Genomic DNA, 21806 nt, shown 5'->3' on the forward strand with positions numbered 1-21806 from the left:
CCGCACCCGTCCGGCGTGCCAGTGGCGCGCGCCCGCACCGGGACCGTAACGTGCCCGACATGGCGTTTCGGACCTTGGGCAAAATACTGCTCACGGCGCTCGGGGTGAGCCTGCTGGCCGGAGCCGGACAGCTCGGCGTCGCATTCGGCTTCGGCATCGTACGCTTCTCCGGCGCCTTCACCGGTACGGGCGTCAACCAGTGGCCGGCGCAGCTCGCCTGGGTCGCCTGGTTGGCGGCGAACGCCGCAGTCATCGGTGCCGTCTGTGCCGAACGGCTGGCGTGCCGGGGGGCCCCACTGATCAGCGCTGGTCGGCAGGCCGCTGTGGCGGGCGCCGCCGCGCTCGGCGCCACGGTCGTCGCGCCGCTGGGAATGCAGTCCGCCCGAGCCGCCGACGTGGGTACGGTGGAACCGGTCTGGTCCGTCGCCGCTGGTGCACTCGTCGGCGCGGTACTCGGCGGGGGCGCGGCGTTGGCCGTCCTCATCCGACCCCCACTGCTTTGGAACCTGGCGTTCGTCTTCGGCGTGGGCTGGTTCCTCGCCCTGGCCTCGGTTGCCCCGTCGCTGAACGACACCGGCCCACTTCGGGCAGTACGCCTCGGGGTGTGGGAACCCTCCTGGCTCGATCCCGCCGCGGCGAACCGCCTCTGCCTGCTGGGCCTTCCGGTGGCGGCGCTGCTGGCCGGGGCCGGCACCGGCGGCCTCGCCCGGCGGCGCGGGCAGGCCACATCCGTCGGCGCGCTGACCGGTCTTCCCGGGCCGGTGCTGTTAGCCGGCGCGTACCTGACCGCGGGCCCCGGAGCGGATTCGGACCAGTACCAGGCCACGCCGTACCAGGCCGCCCTGCTCGCGGTGGTCGCCGGCGGGCTCGGCTCAGCCGCCGCCGCGACGCTGCGCTGGCCACTGATCGAACGCCCGGTCGAACGAGCCGCCACGATCCTGCGCTGGCCACGGAGCAAGCGCCGACCGGCGTCCAGGCCCGAACCGACACCCGACACCGAACCACTGCTCGCCCCCGAGCCGACACCCGACACCGAACCACTGCTCACCCCCGAGCCGACACCCGACACCGAACCACTGCTCACCCCCGAGCCGACGGCAGTCCCCCCGATACCGCTGGCTCCGGCCGAGGTCGACTCGGCCGCGCCGACCACCGGCGACCCCGTACCGGCGGCCCCGCCGCCTCCGGTGGCGGACGAGGGCGAGGCCGACCCGGGAACCACAGCCGACCCGGGAACCACAGCCGACCCGGGAACCACAGCCGACCCGGGAACCACAGCCGACCCGGGAACCGCGGCCGACCCGTTGGTGGTCGGCACGACGCCTCCTGCGCCGCGCCGCCGAAGCCTCTTCCGACGCGGTCGCACCCGGGTCGACGAGGCGGGGAAGCCCCCAGCGGAAGCCCGGCTACCAGCACAGGACGAGGAGTTCGTGGACTGGGTCACCGGTCTGGGCGAGCCGGTGCCTAACAACGAACCCGACCGGGAAGGCGCTCGCCGCTCATTGCGCTCTGTCGGCCGGCATCACGCCGACTGACCGGGCCGCCCCGGTCTCGACCTGCCCGGTCAAGGTGGATTCCCCGGTAACCGCCGTGGCACCCCGCCTGCTGGTCGGGGTGCCACGGTGGTCAGAGATCAGGCAAGCGGAAGGTAGACCCGACCGCCGGACTCGACGAATTCCTCCGACTTCTCCTTCATGCCGCGTGCGGCGTACTCCTTCAGCTCCTGAGTGATCTTCATGGAGCAGAACTTCGGGCCGCACATCGAGCAGAAGTGGGCCGTCTTCGCTGGCTCAGCCGGCAGGGTGGCGTCGTGGTAGGCCCGCGCGGTCTCCGGGTCCAACGCCAGGTTGAACTGGTCCTCCCAGCGGAACTCGAACCGCGCCTTGGAGAGCGCGTCGTCCCACTCCTGGGCCCCCGGGTGCCCCTTGGCCAGATCGGCCGCGTGCGCGGCGATCTTGTAAGCGATCACGCCGGCCTTCACATCGTCCCGGTCCGGCAACCCGAGGTGCTCCTTCGGGGTGACATAGCAGAGCATCGCGGTACCGAACCAGGAGCTCATCGCCGCGCCGATAGCGGAGGTGATGTGGTCGTACGCGGGCGCGATGTCCGTGGCCAGTGGGCCAAGCGTGTAGAACGGCGCCTCGTGACACCACTCCTGCTGCAGTTCCACATTTTCCTTGATCTTGTGCATCGGCACGTGTCCGGGGCCCTCGATCATCACCTGGACGTCGTACTCCCAGGCGATCTTCGTCAGCTCACCGAGGGTACGTAGCTCGGCGAACTGCGCCTCGTCGTTGGCGTCCGCGATGGAGCCGGGGCGCAGCCCGTCGCCGAACGAGAAGGTCACGTCGTAGCGAGCCATGATCTCGCAAAGTTCCCGGAAGTTCGTGTAGATGAAGTTCTCCTCGTGGTGGGCGAGGCACCACGCCGCCATGATCGAACCACCCCGGGAGACGATCCCGGTCACCCGCTCCACCGCGAGCGGCACGTATGCCAGCAGCACGCCGACGTGCACGGTCATGTAGTCGACGCCCTGCTCGGCCTGCTCGATGACCGTGTCCCGGAACACCTCCCAGCTCAACTTCGCCGGGTCGCCACCCACCTTTTCCAGGGCCTGGTAGACCGGCACGGTACCGATCGGCACCGGAGAGTTCCGGACTACCGCCTCCCGGGTTTCGTGGATCCGCTTGCCGGTCGACAGGTCCATCACCGCGTCCGCGCCCCACCGGGTCGCCCAGGTCAGCTTCTCCACCTCCTCGGCGATCGAGGAGGTTACCGCCGAGGTGCCGATATTCGCATTGATCTTCACCAGGAAGGCTTTGCCGATGATCGCCGGCTCGCACTCCGGGTGGTTGACGTTCAGCGGCAGCACGGCTCGCCCGGTTGCGATCTCCTCCCGCACCAGCTCCGGCGCCATCCCCTCACGGATCGCCACGAACTCCATCTCCGGCGTCACCACCCCGGCCCGGGCGTACGCCAGCTGGGTCGGGCGCTGGCCGTCCACCCCCGCCAACGGGGTACCGGCGCCACGTACCGGGGCGACGTCCCCCCGCGAGGCGATCCACTTGCCGCGCATCGGCGGTAGCCCCACCTCCGGGTCGGAACCCGGTCCCGAGGTGTCGTAGAGCCTCGCCGGCGGATTGTCTCCGGCGAGGTCGACCTCGGCGAAGGGCACCTGGATGTCCGGCCGCGACCCCTCGACGTAGACCTTGCGACGTTTCTGCATGACAGCCTCCCTATAGGTCAGACGGACCAGCTGAAGTGATCGAGTGGTCCGCGTCCCGCGCCCAACTCCCAGCCCCGAGCGCCGATCAGTGCCCGGGTCACGTATTCCTTGGCCGCCGCGACGGCGGTCGGCACCGAATCACCGAACGCCAGCCGGGCGGCGACGGCCGCCGAGAACGAGCACCCGGTGCCGTGGTTGTGCCGGGTCGATACCCGGGCCGCGCGCAACCGGGTAGTGCCCTCCTCGCCGTGAAGCACGTCCACCGCCGCTTCATCACCGTCGGCGTCGCCACCGGTGACCACGACATACTCCGGTCCACCGGCGGCCAGTGCCTTCGCGGCGACGACCATCTCCTCGACCGTCTCGACCCGGCCGCCGGTGAGGGCCGCGGCCTCCGCCCGATTCGGCGTCGCCACCCGGGCGAACGGCAGCAACCGCTCCACCGCCGCGACCGTGCCCAGCCGACGCCCACTGGTCGCCACCAGCACCGGGTCGACGACGAGGTGCGGCAGTCGGCCCTCCCCCGCCGCGACAGCGACCGCGTCGGCGATCGCCGGGCTGCCGAGCGTGCCGGTCTTCACCGCCCGCACCGTGAAATCGGTGAGCACGCTCTCCAGCTGGTCGGTGACGGTCTGCGGGGGCAACGGCAGCACGGCGTCCACACCGCGGGTGTTCTGCGCGGTGACGGAGGTGATGACGCTGGTGCCGTACGCCCCCAGCGCCGCGAAAACCTTCAGGTCGGCCTGGATGCCAGCACCCCCGCCGGAGTCCGAACCAGCGATGGTGAGGACGGTACGGGGCGTCATCGCACACCTACCCTGGAGCCGGCGTCGAAGGCGCCCTGAAGGGCGGCGGCCACCGCGCCCGGGTCCTCGGCCCGCATGATCGCACCCAGGACCGCCACCCCGGCGGCTCCCGCCCGCACACAGTCGCGCACCTGCCCGGACGTCTCGATCCCGCCCAGCGCCACCACCGGGACCGGACTGGCCTTGATCAAGCTCGCCAGCCCGGACGGAAGCAGCGGTGGGCCGTAGCCGGGCTTGCTCGGCGTCGGATAGACGGGGGAGAGAGTGGTGTAGTCCTCAACCGTGAGCCGGCCCAGTTCCGCCTCGTCGTGGCAGGAACGGCCGACCAGCCCGAGTCGCGGCGGCGGGTACGGACCAGCCGCCGGCAGGTGCACCGCGTCGCCGCCGAGCGGGTCCGGGCCGGCAACGACCAACGTACCGCCGACCGGGGCGAGGACCTGACGCAGGTCATCGGCGAGGGCGACGCGCTCGGCCCGGGGAAGGTCCCGCTCCCGCAGCACCACCCAGCGCGTACCGCCGGCCACGGCCGCGGCGACAACCTCGACGAGCGGTCGCCGCGCCGCCCGGCGATCGGTGAGCACCACCAGGCCGGTCGGCCCGGTCACAGCTCCGGCCGCCCATCGTCCGGAGTCGAGGCGAGGGCGTGGAAGCGGCGCGGTATCCGGCCCGCCTGGTACGCGAGCCGGCCGGATTCGACCGCGTACCGCATCGCCGTCGCCATCGCCACCGGATCGGCGGCCCGGGTCACCGCGCTGGCCAGCAGCACCGCGTCGCAGCCCAGTTCCATCGCGAGCGCCGCATCGGAGGCGGTGCCGATCCCCGCATCCAGGATCACCGGCACCGCCACGCTCTGCCGGATGAGCCGGATGTGGTGCGGGTTCGACACCCCGAGCCCCGACCCGATCGGAGAACCCGCCGGCATCACCGCCGCGCAGCCGACATCGGCGAGCCGACGCGCCAGAATCGGGTCGTCCGAGGTGTACGGCAGCACGGTGAAACCGTCGGCGACCAACTCCTCGGCGGCCCGCAGCAGCTCCACACCGTCGGGCAGCAGGGTGCGCTCGTCGCCGATCACCTCAAGCTTCACCCAGTCGGTCTCGAACGCCTCCCGGGCCAGCTGGGCCACCTTCACCGCCTCCCCCGCCGTGTAGCAGCCGGCGGTGTTCGGCAGCAGCCGAACCCCGCACCGGTCGACCAGGTCGAGTAGGCCACCCGAAGGGCCCCCGGTGGTGTCCACCCGGCGCAGCGCCACGGTGACCAGGCCGGTGCCGGAGGCTCGGATCGCCCCTTCCAGGACGGTGAGGTTGGCGGCCCCGCCGGTGCCGAGGACCAGGCGCGACGAGATCGGTACCCCACCCAGTTCGAAGGTCACCTCACTCACCCGCCCTGCGCGGCGCTGAGCACCTCGACCCGGTCACCCTCGCACAGCAGGGTCGCCGGCCAGCCACCCCGCGGCACGACCTCGCCGTTGACGGCGACCGCCAGACCACGCTCCTGTTCGGTCACCGCCCGGACCAGGTCCGCCAGCGTGGAGCCGGTGGGCAGGCTGCGCCCAAGGCCGTTCACCATCAGTTCCACGACTCCTCCAGTGTGGTCGGCCGGGGCACGGCGGATCCGCACGCCGGGTCGGCGGTGGCGGTGGCGGGTGGACGGGACAGCCCCGGACCGAGACGCTCCGGGGTGAAGGCGGCGAGGAGCGGATCCGGCGTACCGGTGGTGATCAGGTCGGCGATCAGGTCGGCGGTCACCGGGGTGAGCACCACCCCGTGCCGGTGGTGCCCGGTCGCGGCGAGCACCGCCGGCCGGTCCGGCAGCGGGCCAAGGATCGGCGCGTTGTCGGGGCTGCCCGGACGGAGCCCGGCGACCGCCTCGACCAGCTCGTACTCAGCCACCTCGGGTACCAGGTCGGTGGCCGCCCGGAGTAGCCGCAGCACCGCACCGCTGGTCACCATGGTGTCGGTGCGCTCCTCCGAGGTCGCCCCGACCACCACCTCCCCGTCCGGCCGCGGGACGAGATAGACCTGCTCCCCGTCGGCGAAGCCCCGGATCACGTGCTGGAAGCCCGGCGCACCGGGAGCACGGAGCCGAAGCACCTGGCCCTTGACCGGGCGAACGGGCAGCCCAGTCAGGGCGGCGGAGCCGCAGCCGGCCGCGACCACCGTGGTCCCGGCGGTCACCTCGGTCAACCGCTGGACCGGCGTCGGCACCAGCACTCCCCCGGCCCGCTCGGTGGCGGTGCGCAACGCTGACACCAGCCGCCGCGGGTCCACCTGGTGATCGGTGCCGGCGTAGGCGCCGCCCCGCATCCGGGGTGACAGCGCCGGCTCCCGGTCTCGAAGCTCGGAGGGGCGCAGTGGGGTGACCGGCAGCCCCAGCCCCTGCTGGTACGCCCAGAGCCGGCGGGCCACGGCGAGATCGTCGGTGGTGAGCCCGACCATCAGGGTGCCCTCGCTGCGGTAACCGACATCGGCGCCGGAGGCGGCGGCCAGTTCGGCGGCGAACGCCGGCCAGCGCGCCGCCGACTCGGTGAGCAGGCCGGTCAGCTCGTGCTCCCCGAAGTACGCCTCGGCGACGGGCGCGAGCATCCCCGCCGCGGCGTGCACCGCGCCCGAGCCGGGATCCGGGTCGTGTACGACGACCCGCAGCCCGCGGGCCGCGCACCGCCAGGCGATGGCCAAGCCGATCGGCCCGGCCCCGACCACGGCAACGTCGGGGGTGGACAGCGAGTTTCGGCTGCCACGGGGGGTGTCGGGAAGTTTGCTCACCATGTCAGTGCCGCCATTAGTTCGGTGGTGGTCCGGGCAGGGTCGGCGGCGTGCGAGAGCGCGCCGATCACCGCGACTCCGTACGCGCCCGCGGTCCGCAGGGCGGGCACGTCCGCCGCGGTCACCGCCCCGATGGCGATCACCGGCACGCTGACCGCGGCGGTGACCGCTCGTACCCCTGCCACGCCGATCGGGGGCGGCAGTCCGTCCTTTGAGGTGGTGGAGTGGACCGGCCCGACCCCGAGATAACTGGCCCCGGCGGCGACCGCCTCGACGGCAGTGTCCGCGTACCGGGCGGTGGCGCCGAGGACCGCGGCGGAGCCGAGCACCGCCCGGGCCGCCCCGACCGGCAGGTCCTCGGCACCCACGTGCCCACCGGCAGCACCAACCGCCAGGGCCACGTGTAGCCGATCGTTCACCAGGCAGGTCGCACCGTACGGGGCGCAGAGCGCGGCCACCTGGCGGGCCAGGTCGTACGCCTGTCGGTCGGTTGCGTCGTCGGTCACGCGGACCTGGACGACCAGTTCGGTACGGGCCACCGCCAGGGCGGCCCGCACCACATTGAGCGGGTTTTGCCCAGGTCGAGTGTCGGTAATCAGATGTAGACGCCCAAGGGACGACACGGCAACTCTCCTCCCTGCGCCGGCACTATCCGGATCAGGTTCAACGGTCGGGGGCTCTCAGCCCCCCTCTCAGCCCGGTTTACCGGGCTCCCGTGGGTTACTACTGACCACCGTACGACAGACGCCGTACGGCTGCCAAGGCGGCATCTGCGGCACGGGGGTGCGGACCGGCCGCTACCGGAGCGGACCCGGACACGAATCGGCCTCCCACCGCCGGGACGATGGGAGGCCGAGATTCTCCATCTGCTAGCTGTCGAGTACCGCCCGCAGGGCGGCCAGATCGTCGGCGTCGGGCACCCAGGCACCCGCCGCGGCATTGGCCCGTATCTGGTCGGGGGTGGTGGCACCGGCGATCACCGACGTCACCGCGGGCTGGGCGGCGAGCCCACCGATGGCGACCTGGAGCAGGCTGAGCCCCCGCTCGGCCGCGTATGCCTGGAGCGCCTCGATGGTGTCCCAGTCGGCGGCGGCCAGCCGGGCCGCGTACCGGCCGCCACCGGCGAGCCGACTGCCCGACGGCGGGGCCTCACCGCGCTTGTACTTGCCGGTGAGCAGGCCGTTGGCGAGGGGGAAGAAGGGCAGCAGGCCCAGCCCGAACCGCTCACATGCCGGGACAACCTCGGCCTCGACGCCCCGCTCAAGCAGCGAGTAGTGGTTCTGGGCGGAGATGAACCGCGTCAATCCGCGCGAGCTGGCGGTCCAGTCCGCGTCGGCGATCTGCCAGCCATCCAAATTGGAGTTACCCAGGTACCGCACCTTGCCGGCGGTGACCAGGTCGTCCAGCGCGGCGAGCGTCTCGTCGATCGGGGTGCCGGGGTCCGGTTCATGCAGCTGGTACAGATCAATGTGGTCGGTCTGCAGCCGACGCAGCGAAGCCTCCACCGCCCGCATCACGTAGCGCCGGGCACCGCGGGCGCCGTGGTCCGGTCCGTTGTGGCCGTCCATGTCCATGCCGAACTTGGTGGCGATCACCACATCGTCGCGGCGTCCCTTGAGCACCTGGCCGAGGAGTTCCTCGGAGCCGCCCGGCGGAGCCCCATAGATGTCAGCGGTGTCGAAGAAGTTGATCCCGGAATCGAGGGCGGCCGCCACCACCGCCCGGGTCCCGTCCAGGTCGACCCGACGGCCAAAGTTGTTGCAGCCGACGCCGACCGCGGACACCACGAGCCCGGAGTCACCCAACCGGCGGTACGTCATCTCAGTCACGAAATCCACCCTATGTCGCCCGCGCTCAGGCCACCTCCCAGACCGGCTCGGCGGCCTCCACCACCTCGCCGTCCCCTTGGAACAGCAGGAATCGATCAAAGGACCGGGTAAACCATCGATCGTGGGTCACCGCCACTACCGTCCCCGCGAACGCGGCCAGCCCCGCTTCGAGCGCCTCGGCCGAGGCCAGGTCCAGGTTGTCCGTCGGCTCGTCAAGCAGCAGCAGGGTCGCCCCAGACAACTCCAGCAGCAGCACCAGGAACCGGGCCTGCTGGCCACCGGAGAGAGTGCCGAACCGCTGGTCCCCCTGCCCGGCCAGCTCGTACCGGGACAACGCGGCCATCGCCGCGTGCCGATCCAGGCCGGCGCGGTGCTCGTCACCCCGCCAGAGGATGTCGACCAGCGTCTGCTCCAGTAACTCCGGCCGGTCGTGGGTCTGGGAGAAGTGGCCGGGCCGGACCCGGGCACCGAGGCGGGCCACCCCGTCATGCCCGACGGGTGCGAGCCCCGCACCACCGTCGACCGGCTGGTTCGCCGGATCGGGGGCGGTTCCGCCCCGGGCGATCAGGCGGAGAAAGTGGGACTTACCGGTCCCGTTGGCACCGAGCACGGCGAGCCGGTCGCCGTACCAGAGCTCCAGGTCAAAGGGGTAGGTCAGACCGTCGAGCTCCAACTGCTCGCAGATCAGGGCACGCTTACCGGTGCGGCCGCCGGCCAGCCGCATCCGGATGTCCTGCTCCTTCGGGGGTACGGGCGGCGGCCCGGCCTCCTCGAACTTCCGCAACCGGGTCTGGGCCGCCTGGTAGCGGGAGGCCATACTCGAGTTGTACGCGGCCTTCTGCTTGTACATCAGCACCAGTTCCCGCAGCTTCTGGTGTTCCTCGTCCCACCGCCGACGCTGCTCGTCGAGACGGTCGTGCCGGGCGAGACGGGCCTCGTGCCAGCTGGCGAAGCCACCCGAGTGCACCCACGCGCCACCGCCCTCGACGGCCACCACCCGGTCCGCGGTACGAGCCAGTAGCTCGCGATCGTGTGAGACGTACAGCACCGACTTGCCGGATTCCCGCAGTCGCCCCTCCAACCAGCGCTTCCCGGGCACGTCTAGGAAGTTGTCGGGCTCGTCGAGCAGGAGCACCTCCTCAGGACCGCGCAGGAGCAGCTCCAGGGCGAACCGCTTCTGCTGGCCGCCGGAGAGCGTCCGGACCGGACGGTGCCGCGCCGTGTCCCACGGCAGGTCGAGCACGATCGTGGTCACCGTGTCGAAGAGCACCTCGGCGTCGTACCCGCCGGCCTCCCCCCAGGCGGCGAGCGCCTCCGCGTACGCGAGCTGGGCCTTGCCGGCGGCGGTGCTGTACTTGCCGCGCACCTCAGCCGCCCGCATCGCCGACTCCGTACCGGCGACCCGCCCACCCGCCTCGCGCAGCCGGGGCGGGGCGAGGGAGAGGGCCAGGTCGGCGAGGGTTGACTCGTCGCCGATCATGCCGATGAACTGACGCATCACGCCCAGCCCGCCGGCCCGGGCGACCGCGCCGCGCTGCACCGGCAGGTCACCGGCGACCATGCGCAGCAGCGTCGTCTTGCCCGCGCCGTTCGGCCCGACCAGAGCGATTTTGGCGCCATCACCGACCCGGAAAGACACATCGCCGAAGAGCTGCCGCCCATCGGGCAGCCAGTGCCCAACGGCTGCCACGTCCACGTAACCCACGTTGGCATCCTGCCGGGCCGCCCCGGCCCGGCCAACCCGTTTTACCGGACCAACCCCGCTCTACCGGGTCACCCGCAGCACCCGGTAGCCCTTCTGGCTCGCCGGTCGCGCCACCTGCCAGCCCCGCTCGGACAGCCAACGGTGTAGCGAGTCACCGCCGAGGTGCCGGGCGACCACCAGCCAGGCCACCCCGTCCGGTGCCAGCCGGGGCAGCCAGCGCAGCAGGAGCTGGTGCAGCTCGTTCTTGCCGATCCGGATCGGCGGATTCGACCAGATCTGATCGAATGTCGCCGCCGCTGGCACCGCGTCCGGCGGGGAAACCCGGACCCGGGACGCCGCCCCGACCCGCGCGGCGTTGGCCGTGGTCAGCTCCCGAGCCCGCTCGTTGACATCGACCGCCCAGACGGTGGCCGACGGCACCGAGGTGGCGAGCACGCAGGTGATCGGTCCGAAGCCGCAGCCGAGGTCGAGCAGGTGACCGGTGCTCTCCGGTGCCGGTAGCTCGGCCTTACGCAGCAGCACCGCCGTACCCGGGTCGAGCCGCCCGGCGGAGAAGACGCCGCCGGCGGAGGCCAGGGTGTAGTCGCGGCCGGCCGCGGAGAAGACCACCTCCCGGGGTTGGGCGGCAGTCGCCGGTTCAGCAGTGAAGTAATGGTCACCGGTCACACCGATGATTCTCGCACCGGCCCCGCCGACGCCCCGCCTCAGGCCGGCGGCGGCACCCGCAACCGGCGGGTCCGGATGGCCCGCCGACCATACTCGGCCGGGTCATCCGGGTAACCCACCTCGACCAGGGTCAAGCCGTGTGCCGGGGCGACGTTCACCTCGCTGGCGCGCTCCCGACGGGCGAGCAGCCCGGCCGGCCAGTCAGCGGGGCGGCGGCCATCCCCGACGGCCAGCATCGCACCGACCAGACTGCGTACCATCGCCTGACAGAAGGCGTCGGCCTGCACGGTCGCCACGAGAATCCCGTCCGCGGCACGCCGCCAGTCCAGCCGGGTCACCTCCCGCAGCGTCGTCGCGTTCTCCTTACGCCGGCAGTACGCGGCAAAGTCGTGCTCCCCCACCAGCCCGTCGGCGGTCGTGTTCAGCGCGGCTAGGTCGAGCCGGCTCGGCCAGGCAAGGATGTCGTGGCGCCGCAGCGGCTCGGCCCCCCAGGGCGCGTCCGTGACCCGGTACTCGTACCGCCGGAAGGTCGCCGAGAAGCGGGCGTCGAAGTCGGCCGGCGCGTCCGTCATCGCCCGTACCCGGACGTCGGCGGGGAGCAGCCGGGCCAGCCGCCGCAGCAGGGTGGTCTGGTGCTGGTGCCACAGCTCGGTCCGCAGGTCGACGTGACAGACCTGCCCGGTGGCGTGGACGCCGGCGTCGGTCCGGCCGGCGACGGTCAGCCCGGTCGCCGCGTCGGCACCGAGCACCAGGTCAAGCGCGGCCACGAGGGCACCGGCGACCGTACGCCGCTGCGGCTGGACCGCCCAGCCGGAGAAGTCGGTGCCGTCGTACGAGACATCCAGCCGTACCCGGGTGCGCTCCTGCACTCGTGTCCCCTTCCGCGCGTCGGGCCCGACACCCGGATGGGTGTCGGGCCCGACGAGAGCCTGGCCGATCAGGCCTTGTTCTGCTCGTTGTTCTCCTCGACAGCGAGGTCGCTGTCTGCACGGGCCGCAGCGGTGTCACCCGAAACCGAGACGGGCGCCTCGGCGTCCTGGTCGCCGCTGCTCGGCGCCGGGGCCTCCGCAGCCGGGGCGAGCGCCTCGACCTTGTCCTGCTGCGCGGCCTTGCGGGCGGCGGTCTTCTTGTTCGCCTTCGGCTGCGCGACCGCCAGCTCCTCGACCAGCTCGATGATCGCCATCGGGGCGGCGTCACCCTTACGCGGACCGGTCTTCACGATCCGGGTGTAGCCACCGTTGCGGTTGGCGTACCGGGGCGCGATCTGTTCGAACAGGGTGTAGACCACGTCCTTGTCCTTGACGACCCCGAGCACCCGACGCCGGGCGGCCAGGTCACCGCGCTTCGCCTTGGTGATCAGCTGCTCCGCGAGCGGGCGCAGCCGCCGGGCCTTGGTCTCGGTGGTCTGAATCTTGCCGTGCTGGAACAGCGACATGGCCAGGTTGGCCAGCATCAACCGCTCGTGCGCCGGGCTACCGCCGAGGCGGGCACCCTTGGTGGGCGTGGGCATTCTCGGTGCTCCTCGTCAATCCTCAGCCGCGCTTACAGCTGCTCAGTCTCGCGGTAGTCCTCGGTGTCGTAGTCGGCCTCACCGAAGGCGTCCACGACGTTCGCCGGGTCGAAGTTCGGGGCCGAGTCCTTCAGCCCCAAGCCCATCCCGGCGAGCTTCATCTTGACCTCGTCGATCGACTTCTGGCCGAAGTTACGGATGTCGAGGAGGTCAGCCTCGGTACGCCCAATGAGCTCACCAACGGTGTTGATGCCCTCGCGCTTGAGGCAGTTGTAGGAGCGGACGGTGAGGTCCAGCTCCTCGATCGGCAGCGCCAGATCCGCTGCCAGCTGGGCGTCCTGCGGGGACGGCCCGATGTCGATGCCCTCTGCGGTCTCGTCCAGCTCCCGGGCCAGACCGAAGAGCTCGACCAGCGTGGAACCGGCCGAGGCCAGGGCCGTGCGGGGCCCCATCGACGGCTTCGACTCGACGTCGATGATCAGCCGATCGAAGTCGGTCCGCTGCTCGACCCGGGTCGCCTCGACCCGGTAGGTGACCCGAAGCACCGGCGAGTAGATCGAGTCAACCGGGATCCGACCGATCTCGGCGCCCGCCTGCTTGTTCTGCGCCGCGGTGACGTAGCCACGGCCCCGCTCGACGGTCAGCTCCATGTCGAGCCGGCCCTTGCCGTTGAGGGTGGCGAGCTTCAGGTCCGGGTTGTGCACCGAGACGCCAGCCGGGGGCTGGATGTCACCCGCGGTCACGTCACCCGGGCCCTGCTTACGCAGGTACATGCTGACCGGCTCGTCATGCTCGGAGCTGACGCAGAGCTCCTTGATGTTCATGACGAGCTCGACCACATCCTCCTTGACCCCGGGGATCGTGGTGAACTCGTGCAGCACACCATCGATCTTGATCGAGGTCACCGCCGCGCCGGGGATGGACGACAGCAGCGTCCGACGCAGCGAGTTACCCAGGGTGTAGCCGAAGCCGGGCTCCAGCGGCTCAATGGTGAACCGGGACCGGGTCTCGTTGATCGACTCCTCGGAGAGCGAGGGCCGCTGGGAGATGAGCATCTCTTCTCTTTTCTTCCGGGGCGCCCGCCATATGACGCCCACGACACACACCGTTGTGGTGGTCCGCCCGGAAAGGGGCGGACCACCACCCGAGCACCTACTTGGAGTAGAGCTCGACGATCAGCTGCTCCTGGACCTGGGTGTCGATCACCTGGCGGCTCGGGAGCGAGTGCACGAGCACCTTCATCTGGCTCGGGATGGCCTCCAGCCACGCCGGCACGCTCTTGGAGCCGGCCTCGGCCTGCGCCACCAGGAACGGGGTGAGCTCCTTGCTCTTGCCCCGGACCTCGATGATGTCGTGCTCCTTGACGCGGTACGACGGGATGTCGACCTTCTTGCCGTTCACCGTGAAGTGACCGTGCTTGACCAGCTGCCGGGCCATGTCCCGGGACTTGGCGTAGCCGGCCCGGTAGACCACGTTGTCCAGCCGCGACTCGAGGATCTGCAGGAGGACCTCACCGGTCTTGGCCTGCTTCGCCACGGCCTCGTCGTAGTAACCGCGGAACTGCTTCTCCAGCACGCCGTACACCCGGCGGGCCTTCTGCTTCTCGCGGTGCTGGAGCAGGAACTCCGTCTCCTTCGTGCGGCCACGACCGTGCTGTCCGGGCGGGAACGGCCGGGACTCGAACGGGCACTTCGGGCCATCGCACTTGCTGCCCTTGAGGAACAGCTTCATCTTCTCCCGCCGGCAACGGCGGCAGTCAGCACCGGTGTAACGAGCCATCTCTTCCTAACCTCTCAGACCCGGCGACGCTTCGGCGGACGGCACCCGTTGTGCGGCTGCGGAGTCACGTCGGAAATTTGACCGACCTCCAGGCCGACGGCCTGCAGCGAACGGATGGCGGTCTCCCGGCCGGAGCCGGGGCCCTTGACGAACACGTCGACCTTGCGCATGCCGTGCTCCATCGCACGACGCGCGGCGGCCTCGGCGGCCAGCTGCGCGGCGAACGGAGTCGACTTGCGGGAGCCCTTGAAGCCAACCTGGCCGGCGGAGGCCCAGGAGATGACCGCACCGGTCGGGTCCGTGACGGACACGATGGTGTTGTTGAAGGTGCTCTTGATGTGCGCCTGGCCGTGGGCGACATTCTTGCGTTCCTTGCGCCGGACCTTCTTGACGGCGGCTCCGGCACGAGCCTTCGGTGGCATAAGTCTTCTGCGCTCCTATTACTTCCTGCCGGGCTTCTTCTTACCGGCGACGGTCCGCTTCGGGCCCTTGCGGCTGCGGGCGTTGGTCCGCGTCCGCTGACCACGAACCGGTAGGCCCCGGCGGTGCCGGATACCGGCGTAGCAGCCGATCTCGACCTTGCGACGGATGTCCGCGGCGACCTCGCGGCGCAGGTCACCCTCGACTTTGTAGTTGCCCTCGATGTGGTCGCGGAGCTGCACGAGCTCCTCGTCCGTGAGGTCCCGGGCGCGCTTGTCCGGCGAGATGCCGGTGGCGGCGAGCGTCTCCAGGGCGCGGGTGCGACCCACGCCGAAGATGTAGGTGAGCGCGATCTCCAACCGCTTCTCGCGGGGGAGATCCACGCCGACTAGCCGTGCCATGTGCGGGCGTACTCCTCGTGGTTTCTGGCGGAGGTGTGGTCCCGTCCCATCCCGCTACCGACCATCCCCGTTCTCCGACGCCGATATCGACGCCGGCGACCGGTTCGGTCGCTGCCCGAGCGGGCCCCGGCCTCCGACCGGGGGTTAACCACGACGAGGTACGCGCTGCGCACTCCTGCGGCTGGAACGAGCATGTGCTGTGTTGTGACGGATCTGCGTCCGGGCCGGTGTCAACCGGTCGCGGTGTCACGACCGGCTGAACAGTCAGCCCTGACGCTGCTTGTGGCGCGGGTCGGCGCAAATGACCATGACCCGGCCGTGCCGGCGGATCACCCGGCACTTGTTGCAGATCCGCTTGACGCTCGGCTTGACCTTCACGGTTGCCTTACTTCCGATCTGGCCCGGCGACGCGGCAGGCGCGGCTCCGGGCGACGAAGACGGACACGGGATTCACCCGGCCGCCGTCAGGCTTACTTGTAGCGGTAGACGATGCGCCCTCGGGTCAGGTCGTACGGCGAAAGTTCGACGACGACCCGGTCCTCCGGCAGGATGCGGATGTAGTGCTGCCGCATCTTGCCGCTGATGTGAGCCAGCACCTTGTGCCCGTTCGCGAGCTCCACCCGGAACATGGCGTTCGGCAGGGGCTCGATGACCCGGCCCTCGATCTCGATGGCTCCGTCTTTTTTCGGCATGTCCTCCGCTGTCCTGACGTCGGTTGCTCCGGACGGCCCACAACGTCTTTCACGGGATGACTGATCGAAATCAGGTGACCCGCGCCAGCCGCGGCTCCAGCACCCGCCGAAGCGCGGGCGGGCATGCCGGAGTGGACGCTGTGCGCCGATCAGAAAGTGTACGCCGGCCCATACGCCGTCGCCAAACCGACCACCCGACCGGGCAGGTGACCCCGCCGAACCGGACTATCGAGCAGCCAACTTCCGGGCCCACCCGGACATTGAGGGATGGTCAACCAGAAGTGCCCGGAAGCTCCCAGCCATCCGATTCAGCGGGCCGCCTCGCCTCTCTACGGAGTTGCTTCTCCCGCTTGCGCTGCCGCCGGCGCTCGCGCTTGGCCGCCTGACGCGCCGGCTCCCCTGTGGCGAGCCCCTGCACCGTCCGCACCGCCAACACCACACCCCAGGGGCCAGCCACCCAGCCAGGCCAGAAGAAGAAGAGATCCTGGGCCAACAGCGACGTCACCGCCCAGATGCCGACCACGATCGGTACCGCCCTCAGCCACGGCCCCCACACCTCGACCACCCACCTCCGGGTGACCGACCTCCCCCCGGAAGCCGGAACCACGGTCGAATCGACCGCCCCGGTTGCCACCAGCTCACCCCGCAGGTCCGGACCGGCACCATTCGCCACAACGGGCGCCGATCCGGTTGGCAGGTCGGCCAGCAGGACATCGAGATCGCCATAGGTCTTCGCGGTGTACGCCCGGTGCAGGCGCTCGTCGTACTCGTGCAGGTCGAGCCGGCCCTCGTCAACAGCCAACCGCAACTGGTCGGCGACCGCCTGCCGATCGTCGTCGGCCGCCCGCATTCCGGCACGATCCCGCATCTATTCAGAATGCCATCGCTTTGCAAACCAGGCGACACCCGAGCCCGGGTCCGATTTCAGCTCAAGCGGTGGCCGCTGGTTGTCGGGCGGTCACCAGGTCACCAAGGCGCTCCCGCCCGCCATCAACCGCGGTGAGCACCCACACCCCGTCCGGCAACAGCGCCATGCTGTGCTCCACGTGCACTGCCCGGGAGCCATCCCGCGTCACCACCGTCCAGCCATCGGACAGCTCCGCCGTCCGCGGCGAGCCCAGGGTGATCATCGGCTCGATGGCCAGCGCCATCCCCGACACCAACCGGGGACCCTTACCCGGACGGCCGTAGTTGAGCACATGCGGATCCTGGTGCATCTCGGTGCCGATTCCATGACCGCCATACCCGTCAACGATGCCGTACCGTCCGCCCTTACGGACCGCCGTCTCGACAGCGTGAGAGATGTCGGTGAGCCGTCCCCTGCCGCTGGCAGCGCCGCGGGCCGCCGCGGCGATACCGGCCCACATCGCGTCCTCGGCGACCGCGGCCATCCTCAGCAACGCCGGATCCACGTCGCCGACCGCGACGGTGATGGCTGCGTCCCCGTGCCAACCGTCCAGCACCGCACCGCAGTCGAGCGAGATGATGTCTCCGTCCCGCAGCACCTGGGTGGGGGCCGGAATCCCGTGCACGACCTGCTCGTTAACCGATGCGCAGATCGAGGCGGGGAAGCCGTGGTAGCCCTGGAAGGACGGGACGGCCCCCGCCGCCCGGATCGTCGACTCGGCGATCGCGTCCAGCTCCGCGGTGCTGACGCCGGGAGCCACCGCCTCCCGCATCCGGCGCAACGCCTCCGCCACCACCAGCCCGGCGGCGCGCATCTTCTCGATCTGGTCCGGGGTCTTCAGCTGGATATCCAGCTGGGGACGACGCATCGGGGTAAACCTCTCTCACCGAAAAGCGGGCACGCCGCACGTACCCCGCTACCGGGGCTCTATCCGCGGTGCTGGTACTCAGCCGCCGTAGGACCGCAGAGCATCGATTGCCCGAACGGTGACATCCTCGACCGGGCCGGTGGCGTCGATGCCCACGAGCTTGCTCTGGGCACCGTAGTAATCCACCAGCGGCGCGGTCTTGTCCGTGTACTCCCGCAACCGGGTGGCGATGGTCTCCGGCTTGTCGTCGTCCCGCTGGAACAGCTCGGCGCCACACCGGTCGCAGCGCCCCTCCTGACTGGGAGCGTCGAACTCGACGTGCCAGATCTTGCCGCAGCCCCGGCAGGTACGCCGGCCGGAGAGCCGACGAATGACTTCGTCGTCGTCAACCACCAGCTCGAGCACCAGGTCCAGCGCGGCGCCCAGGTCAACGAGGAGCTTGTCCAGCGCGGCCGCCTGGGGGGTGGTCCGCGGGAACCCGTCGAGGAGGAACCCGGCACCGGCGTCCGGTTCGGCGAGCCGGTCCCGGACCATGCTGATGGTCACCTCATCCGGCACCAGCTCGCCAGCGTCCATGAATCGCTTGGCCTCAATCCCGAGAGGCGTGCCCTGCGAGACGTTGGACCGGAAGATATCCCCGGTCGAGATCTTCGGCACCGCGAGGTGCGCGGCGACGAACTCTGCCTGCGTGCCCTTACCCGCGCCCGGCGGGCCAACCAGAACGAGTCTCATCTAGCGCAGGAACCCTTCGTAGTTCCGCTGCATCAGTTGGCTCTCGATCTGCTTGGTGGTCTCGAGGCCGACACCAACCATGATCAGAACTGCGGTACCACCGAACGGGAAGTTCAGGTACTGCTGACGGTCGAGCCAGATGAAGAAGAAGTTCGGCAGGATCGAGACGACGGCCAAGTAGAGCGCGCCCGGCAGGGTGATCCGACTGAGGATGAAGTCCAGGTAGTCGGCGGTCGGCTTGCCCGGACGGATGCCCGGAACGAAACCGCCGTACTTCTTCATGTTGTCCGCGACCTCGGTCGGGTTGAAGGTGATCGAGACGTAGAAGTACGTGAAGAAGATGATCAGCAGGAAGTAGACCCCGATGTAGATCGGGCTGGTCGGGTCGACCAGGTTGTTCTGGATCCACACCTGGGTCCGGCCCTGGTTGTTCTGGTCGAAGAACTGCAGGGCCAACTGCGGCAGGTAGAGCAGCGACGAACCGAAGATGACCGGGATGACACCAGCCTGGTTCACCTTCAACGGGATGTAGGTGGACGTGCCGCCGTACATCCGCCGACCGATCATGCGCTTGGCGTACTGCACCGGGATCCGGCGCTGCGACTGCTCGATGAAGGTAACCGCGGTGATGATGACCAGCACCAGGGCGATGACGAGCAGGAACTTGGCCCAGCCCTGGCTCTCCTTGATCGTCCAGCCCTCGGCGGGGAGCCGCGCCGCGATCGAGGTGAAGATCAGCACGGACATGCCGTTACCGACACCGCGGCCAGTGATCAGCTCGCCGAGCCACATCACCACACCGGTGCCCGCGGTCATCGTCATGACCAGGATGGTCAGGGTCAGCCAGTCCGGGATTCCGGTCCCTTCCGGGATGATCGGGAACTGGTCGCACTGGTTCTGGAAGAGCTGCCCGGAGCGGGCCAGCGCCACGAAGGCCGACGCCTGCAGGACACCGAGCCCAAGAGTCAGGTAGCGGGTGTACTGCGTGATCTTCGCCTGGCCGGCCTGGCCCTCCTTACGGAGCTGCTCCAACCGGGGGATCACCACCGTCAACAGCTGCAGGATGATCGACGCGGTGATGTAGGGCATGATCCCCAGCGCGAAGACCGAGAGCTGCAGCAGCGCCCCGCCGGAGAAGAGGTTGAGCAGGTTCAGTACGCCGGTGCTGCCCTGGGTCGCGTCGATGCACTTCTGCACGTTGGTGTACGACACACCGGGGCTGGGCAGCGCGGCACCGAGGCGGTAGATCGCAATGATGCCGATCGTGAACAGCAGCTTCTTGCGCAGGTCAGGCGTACGGAACGCACTGAGAAAGGCAGACAGCAAGTTCTTCCTCCTGCGCGAAGGCCGCGTGGCCTTTCGCCAACACGGGCACCATCAGACTGGCGACCTAGACGACGCCGAAGTCACACCTTAACAGGCTTGCCCAACACCACACCACTGGGTGCCTACATGTCTTGTTCCGTCAGGTCGCGGCATACGAAGCTGACAGCGGAGGGAGCGAACCTCGACGGCCCAGATCGGGCTCGGAGCAGCTTACGCGCCCATCCGGGCAGCAGAGAGCGACGCACCGATTTATCGAGCCTATAATCTTCTATTGACCCCGGCACCACCCGTACGCTAGCGTGCAGAATTGTTGGCAACTATAGCGAACGACTCTGGGGCGACTCTCGTGCACCCCGACCTGGCTCCGGCACCGATGCCCTGATCCCGGTTTGGGTCTCAAGCCTCGACCTCAGGCCTGGTCTCGCTACGGCCGTCACCCTGGTGCTCGCCCCGGGTGCCCCGGACCTCAGCCACACCTCCACCACGGCCGGCGGAGTCCACATCAGGTATGCCACGCGAACATGAAAGTGGTATCGCTGACCATTAACACATCGGGGCTCCGAGTGTGCCGGACCATAACGCGGCAGCACCTGTAAACAGAGCTCCCCGGACCCCTCGGTCAATTCGAAACAATTCTAACGCGATCAACGCGGCCACATTTCCCGAAGCTACCGCAGCCGTAGCGAACGCGGGCCACAAGACTACGGTCTCACTCTTTCGGGAAACAGAACCGAAAGCGGTCGTGGTCGGCATTACCAAACGCGGTGCGACCCTTCGGTCATTCACCAGCCGACCACACCGCCGCCGGTTCAGGACGCTTCACGTTTCCCACGGACCAAGCCCACGCCGCATAACGTCGGCAAATAAGTCGCGGCGTGGGCCTGGTCGGTTTCCCAACCAGGCCCACGCCGCAGAACTCTTACAGCTCGGTGATCGAACCACCGGCAGCAGTGATCTTCTCCTTGGCCGACGCGCTGAACGCCTGCGCCGAGACCTGGAGGGTCACGCCACCGAGGTCACCGGTCCCGAGGACCTTGATCGGCTGCCCCTTGCGGACCGCGCCGGCATCAACCAGCTCGGCCGGGCCAACCTGACCACCGTTCGGGAACAGCTCGGCGAGCCGCTCCAGGTTGACGACCTGGAAGGTCACCTTGAACTTGTTCTTGAAGCCCTTCATCTTCGGCAACCGCATGTGGATAGGCATCTGCCCACCCTCGAACGCTGCCGAGATGTTCTTCCGGGCCTTGGACCCCTTGGTACCGCGACCGGCGGTCTTGCCCTTGGAGCCTTCACCACGACCCACCCGGGTCTTGGCGACCTTGGCACCCGGCGCCGGACGCAGGTGGTGGACCTTGATCGTCATTACTCGACCTCCTCGACCTTCACGAGGTGGTTGACCGTGAAGATCATGCCGCGAATCTCCGGACGGTCTTCCTTGACCACCACGTCGTTGATCCGCTTGAGCCCGAGCGAACGCAGCGAGTTCCGCTGGTTCTGCTTGGTCCCAATCTCGGACCGGACCTGGGTGACCTTCAGGCGAGCCATCAGGACGCCACCTCCGCCCGCGACGCCAGCATGGCCGCCGGCGCGACATCCTCGACCGGCAGGCCCCGCCGGGACGCGACGGCTTCGGGGGACTCAAGCCCCTTCAGCGCCGCCAACGTGGCGTGCACGATGTTGATCGGGTTGGACGACCCGAGGCTCTTCGAGAGCACATCGTGAATGCCGGCGCACTCCAGCACGGCACGGACCGGGCCACCGGCGATGACACCGGTACCGGCCGAAGCCGGCTTCAGCAGCACGACACCAGCGGCGTCCTCGCCCTGCACCGGGTGCGGGATGGACTGACCGATCCGCGGCACCTTGAAGAAGTGCTTCTTGGCCTCCTCGACACCCTTGGCGATCGCCGCGGGCACCTCCTTGGCCTTTCCGTATCCCACACCGACGGTGCCGTCGCCGTCGCCCACGATCACCAGGGCGGTGAAGCTGAAGCGACGACCACCCTTCACGACCTTTGCGACGCGGTTGATTGCGACGACCCGCTCAAGGTGCGGGGTCTTCTCGACGGGCGCGTTTCCGCGGCCGCCCTCACGGCGGTTGTCGCGGCGACCACCCTCGTTGCCACCGGACCCGCCGCCACGGCGCTGTTGACCTGGCATCAGCAGCCTTCCTTC

General features: G+C 69.6%; 26 protein-coding genes and 1 riboswitch. Of the genes, 1 reads left to right on the top strand and 25 read right to left on the bottom strand.

From position 1 onward, the window contains the following. The first annotated feature begins 59 nt into the window (after positions 1 to 59). Positions 60 to 1535, top strand: coding sequence for a hypothetical protein (locus SALPAC2_RS0112675; protein ID WP_033662104.1), 1476 nt, complete (start codon positions 60 to 62; stop codon positions 1533 to 1535). A 98-nt stretch (positions 1536 to 1633) separates the two neighbouring features. Here SALPAC2_RS0112675 and thiC read toward each other — a convergent pair whose 3' ends face one another. From thiC to rpsE, 25 genes are all read right to left on the bottom strand, one after another. Continuing rightward, the gene (thiC, locus tag SALPAC2_RS0112680) at positions 1634 to 3226 is read right to left on the bottom strand and encodes a phosphomethylpyrimidine synthase ThiC (protein WP_018217029.1); all 1593 of its coding nucleotides are present in this window, start codon (positions 3224 to 3226) and stop codon (positions 1634 to 1636) included. 17 nt (positions 3227 to 3243) lie between these two features. Beyond that, complete coding sequence (gene thiD / locus SALPAC2_RS0112685) at positions 3244 to 4032, bottom strand: bifunctional hydroxymethylpyrimidine kinase/phosphomethylpyrimidine kinase (RefSeq protein WP_018217030.1); 789 nt, start codon at positions 4030 to 4032, stop codon at positions 3244 to 3246. Then, positions 4029 to 4637: a thiamine phosphate synthase gene (locus SALPAC2_RS0112690; protein WP_018217031.1), complete on the bottom strand. Its 609-nt coding sequence runs from the start codon at positions 4635 to 4637 to the stop codon at positions 4029 to 4031. Before SALPAC2_RS0112690 ends, thiD begins: the two co-directional genes overlap by 4 nt. Then, positions 4634 to 5413, bottom strand: coding sequence for a thiazole synthase (locus tag SALPAC2_RS0112695; protein ID WP_018217032.1), 780 nt, complete (start codon positions 5411 to 5413; stop codon positions 4634 to 4636). The genes SALPAC2_RS0112690 and SALPAC2_RS0112695 overlap by 4 nt, the downstream gene beginning before the upstream one ends. Next, entirely contained in the window at positions 5410 to 5610 is a 201-nt protein-coding gene (gene thiS / locus SALPAC2_RS0112700) for a sulfur carrier protein ThiS (protein WP_018217033.1), read from the bottom strand. The genes SALPAC2_RS0112695 and thiS overlap by 4 nt, the downstream gene beginning before the upstream one ends. Continuing rightward, positions 5601 to 6800, bottom strand: coding sequence for a glycine oxidase ThiO (gene thiO, locus SALPAC2_RS0112705; RefSeq protein WP_018217034.1), 1200 nt, complete (start codon positions 6798 to 6800; stop codon positions 5601 to 5603). The genes thiS and thiO overlap by 10 nt, the downstream gene beginning before the upstream one ends. Next, positions 6794 to 7420, bottom strand: a complete 627-nt coding sequence (locus SALPAC2_RS0112710) for a thiamine phosphate synthase (protein WP_026184689.1) — start codon at positions 7418 to 7420, stop codon at positions 6794 to 6796. The genes thiO and SALPAC2_RS0112710 overlap by 7 nt, the downstream gene beginning before the upstream one ends. Continuing rightward, a riboswitch (TPP riboswitch) is annotated at positions 7415 to 7524 on the bottom strand. It overlaps the preceding gene by 6 nt. A gap of 142 nt (positions 7525 to 7666) precedes the next feature. Next, positions 7667 to 8635 carry an aldo/keto reductase gene (locus tag SALPAC2_RS0112720; protein WP_018217036.1) on the bottom strand — a complete coding sequence of 323 codons (969 nt, stop codon included), beginning with the start codon at positions 8633 to 8635 and terminating at the stop codon, positions 7667 to 7669. 16 nt (positions 8636 to 8651) lie between these two features. Beyond that, positions 8652 to 10331 (bottom strand): ATP-binding cassette domain-containing protein, encoded by a 1680-nt coding sequence (locus tag SALPAC2_RS0112725; protein WP_018217037.1) that lies wholly within the window; start codon positions 10329 to 10331, stop codon positions 8652 to 8654. Positions 10332 to 10391: 60 nt separating this feature from the next. Then, positions 10392 to 10997, bottom strand: coding sequence for a class I SAM-dependent methyltransferase (locus SALPAC2_RS0112730; RefSeq protein ID WP_018217038.1), 606 nt, complete (start codon positions 10995 to 10997; stop codon positions 10392 to 10394). 38 nt (positions 10998 to 11035) lie between these two features. Further along, positions 11036 to 11866 (bottom strand): tRNA pseudouridine(38-40) synthase TruA, encoded by an 831-nt coding sequence (gene truA, locus SALPAC2_RS0112735; protein ID WP_018217039.1) that lies wholly within the window; start codon positions 11864 to 11866, stop codon positions 11036 to 11038. A 68-nt stretch (positions 11867 to 11934) separates the two neighbouring features. Further along, complete coding sequence (gene rplQ / locus SALPAC2_RS0112740; RefSeq protein ID WP_018217040.1) at positions 11935 to 12507, bottom strand: 50S ribosomal protein L17; 573 nt, start codon at positions 12505 to 12507, stop codon at positions 11935 to 11937. 32 nt (positions 12508 to 12539) lie between these two features. Next, positions 12540 to 13562: a DNA-directed RNA polymerase subunit alpha gene (locus SALPAC2_RS0112745; RefSeq protein WP_018217041.1), complete on the bottom strand. Its 1023-nt coding sequence runs from the start codon at positions 13560 to 13562 to the stop codon at positions 12540 to 12542. 97 nt (positions 13563 to 13659) lie between these two features. Next, entirely contained in the window at positions 13660 to 14286 is a 627-nt protein-coding gene (gene rpsD, locus SALPAC2_RS0112750; protein ID WP_018217042.1) for a 30S ribosomal protein S4, read from the bottom strand. Between the two features lie 14 nt (positions 14287 to 14300). Then, on the bottom strand, positions 14301 to 14708 hold the full coding sequence (gene rpsK, locus SALPAC2_RS0112755) for a 30S ribosomal protein S11 (RefSeq protein WP_012015102.1): 408 nt from the start codon (positions 14706 to 14708) through the stop codon (positions 14301 to 14303). Positions 14709 to 14726: 18 nt separating this feature from the next. Then, entirely contained in the window at positions 14727 to 15107 is a 381-nt protein-coding gene (gene rpsM, locus SALPAC2_RS0112760) for a 30S ribosomal protein S13 (protein WP_018217043.1), read from the bottom strand. A gap of 264 nt (positions 15108 to 15371) precedes the next feature. Next, positions 15372 to 15485, bottom strand: a complete 114-nt coding sequence (gene rpmJ / locus SALPAC2_RS0112765; RefSeq protein WP_012015104.1) for a 50S ribosomal protein L36 — start codon at positions 15483 to 15485, stop codon at positions 15372 to 15374. Positions 15486 to 15577: 92 nt separating this feature from the next. Further along, a complete protein-coding gene (gene infA, locus SALPAC2_RS0112770; RefSeq protein WP_007073013.1) occupies positions 15578 to 15799 on the bottom strand; it encodes a translation initiation factor IF-1 in 222 nt (73 codons plus the stop codon). A gap of 271 nt (positions 15800 to 16070) precedes the next feature. Next, the gene (locus SALPAC2_RS0112775; protein WP_026184690.1) at positions 16071 to 16667 is read right to left on the bottom strand and encodes a DUF1707 SHOCT-like domain-containing protein; all 597 of its coding nucleotides are present in this window, start codon (positions 16665 to 16667) and stop codon (positions 16071 to 16073) included. 61 nt (positions 16668 to 16728) lie between these two features. Further along, positions 16729 to 17574, bottom strand: coding sequence for a type I methionyl aminopeptidase (gene map / locus SALPAC2_RS0112780; protein ID WP_018217045.1), 846 nt, complete (start codon positions 17572 to 17574; stop codon positions 16729 to 16731). 78 nt (positions 17575 to 17652) lie between these two features. Continuing rightward, positions 17653 to 18306, bottom strand: coding sequence for an adenylate kinase (locus SALPAC2_RS0112785; RefSeq protein ID WP_018217046.1), 654 nt, complete (start codon positions 18304 to 18306; stop codon positions 17653 to 17655). Beyond that, positions 18307 to 19632 carry a preprotein translocase subunit SecY gene (gene secY, locus SALPAC2_RS0112790; RefSeq protein WP_018217047.1) on the bottom strand — a complete coding sequence of 442 codons (1326 nt, stop codon included), beginning with the start codon at positions 19630 to 19632 and terminating at the stop codon, positions 18307 to 18309. Between the two features lie 919 nt (positions 19633 to 20551). Next, positions 20552 to 20995, bottom strand: a complete 444-nt coding sequence (gene rplO / locus SALPAC2_RS0112795) for a 50S ribosomal protein L15 (protein WP_018217048.1) — start codon at positions 20993 to 20995, stop codon at positions 20552 to 20554. After that, positions 20995 to 21177 carry a 50S ribosomal protein L30 gene (rpmD, locus tag SALPAC2_RS0112800; protein WP_018217049.1) on the bottom strand — a complete coding sequence of 61 codons (183 nt, stop codon included), beginning with the start codon at positions 21175 to 21177 and terminating at the stop codon, positions 20995 to 20997. Before rpmD ends, rplO begins: the two co-directional genes overlap by 1 nt. Beyond that, the gene (gene rpsE / locus SALPAC2_RS0112805) at positions 21177 to 21791 is read right to left on the bottom strand and encodes a 30S ribosomal protein S5 (protein ID WP_018217050.1); all 615 of its coding nucleotides are present in this window, start codon (positions 21789 to 21791) and stop codon (positions 21177 to 21179) included. Before rpsE ends, rpmD begins: the two co-directional genes overlap by 1 nt. Between the last annotated feature and the right edge of the window lie 15 nt (positions 21792 to 21806).

The organism is Salinispora vitiensis, from assembly GCF_000378825.1.
Lineage (GTDB): Bacteria > Actinomycetota > Actinomycetes > Mycobacteriales > Micromonosporaceae > Micromonospora > Micromonospora vitiensis.

What these genes read in the sequence shown, in the direction of transcription:
- SALPAC2_RS0112675 (WP_033662104.1), top strand. Translation starts at nt 60, where the DNA reads ATGGCGTTTCGGACCTTGGGCAAAATACTGCTCACGGCGCTCGGGGTG.
- thiC (WP_018217029.1), bottom strand. Translation starts at nt 3,226, where the DNA reads ATGCAGAAACGTCGCAAGGTCTACGTCGAGGGGTCGCGGCCGGACATC.
- thiD (WP_018217030.1), bottom strand. Translation starts at nt 4,032, where the DNA reads ATGACGCCCCGTACCGTCCTCACCATCGCTGGTTCGGACTCCGGCGGG.
- thiO (WP_018217034.1), bottom strand. Translation starts at nt 6,800, where the DNA reads ATGGTGAGCAAACTTCCCGACACCCCCCGTGGCAGCCGAAACTCGCTG.
- rplQ (WP_018217040.1), bottom strand. Translation starts at nt 12,507, where the DNA reads ATGCCCACGCCCACCAAGGGTGCCCGCCTCGGCGGTAGCCCGGCGCAC.
- SALPAC2_RS0112745 (WP_018217041.1), bottom strand. Translation starts at nt 13,562, where the DNA reads ATGCTCATCTCCCAGCGGCCCTCGCTCTCCGAGGAGTCGATCAACGAG.
- rpsD (WP_018217042.1), bottom strand. Translation starts at nt 14,286, where the DNA reads ATGGCTCGTTACACCGGTGCTGACTGCCGCCGTTGCCGGCGGGAGAAG.
- rpsK (WP_012015102.1), bottom strand. Translation starts at nt 14,708, where the DNA reads ATGCCACCGAAGGCTCGTGCCGGAGCCGCCGTCAAGAAGGTCCGGCGC.
- rpsM (WP_018217043.1), bottom strand. Translation starts at nt 15,107, where the DNA reads ATGGCACGGCTAGTCGGCGTGGATCTCCCCCGCGAGAAGCGGTTGGAG.
- infA (WP_007073013.1), bottom strand. Translation starts at nt 15,799, where the DNA reads ATGCCGAAAAAAGACGGAGCCATCGAGATCGAGGGCCGGGTCATCGAG.
- SALPAC2_RS0112775 (WP_026184690.1), bottom strand. Translation starts at nt 16,667, where the DNA reads ATGCGGGATCGTGCCGGAATGCGGGCGGCCGACGACGATCGGCAGGCG.
- map (WP_018217045.1), bottom strand. Translation starts at nt 17,574, where the DNA reads ATGCGTCGTCCCCAGCTGGATATCCAGCTGAAGACCCCGGACCAGATC.
- SALPAC2_RS0112785 (WP_018217046.1), bottom strand. Translation starts at nt 18,306, where the DNA reads ATGAGACTCGTTCTGGTTGGCCCGCCGGGCGCGGGTAAGGGCACGCAG.
- rplO (WP_018217048.1), bottom strand. Translation starts at nt 20,995, where the DNA reads ATGACGATCAAGGTCCACCACCTGCGTCCGGCGCCGGGTGCCAAGGTC.
- rpmD (WP_018217049.1), bottom strand. Translation starts at nt 21,177, where the DNA reads ATGGCTCGCCTGAAGGTCACCCAGGTCCGGTCCGAGATTGGGACCAAG.
- rpsE (WP_018217050.1), bottom strand. Translation starts at nt 21,791, where the DNA reads ATGCCAGGTCAACAGCGCCGTGGCGGCGGGTCCGGTGGCAACGAGGGT.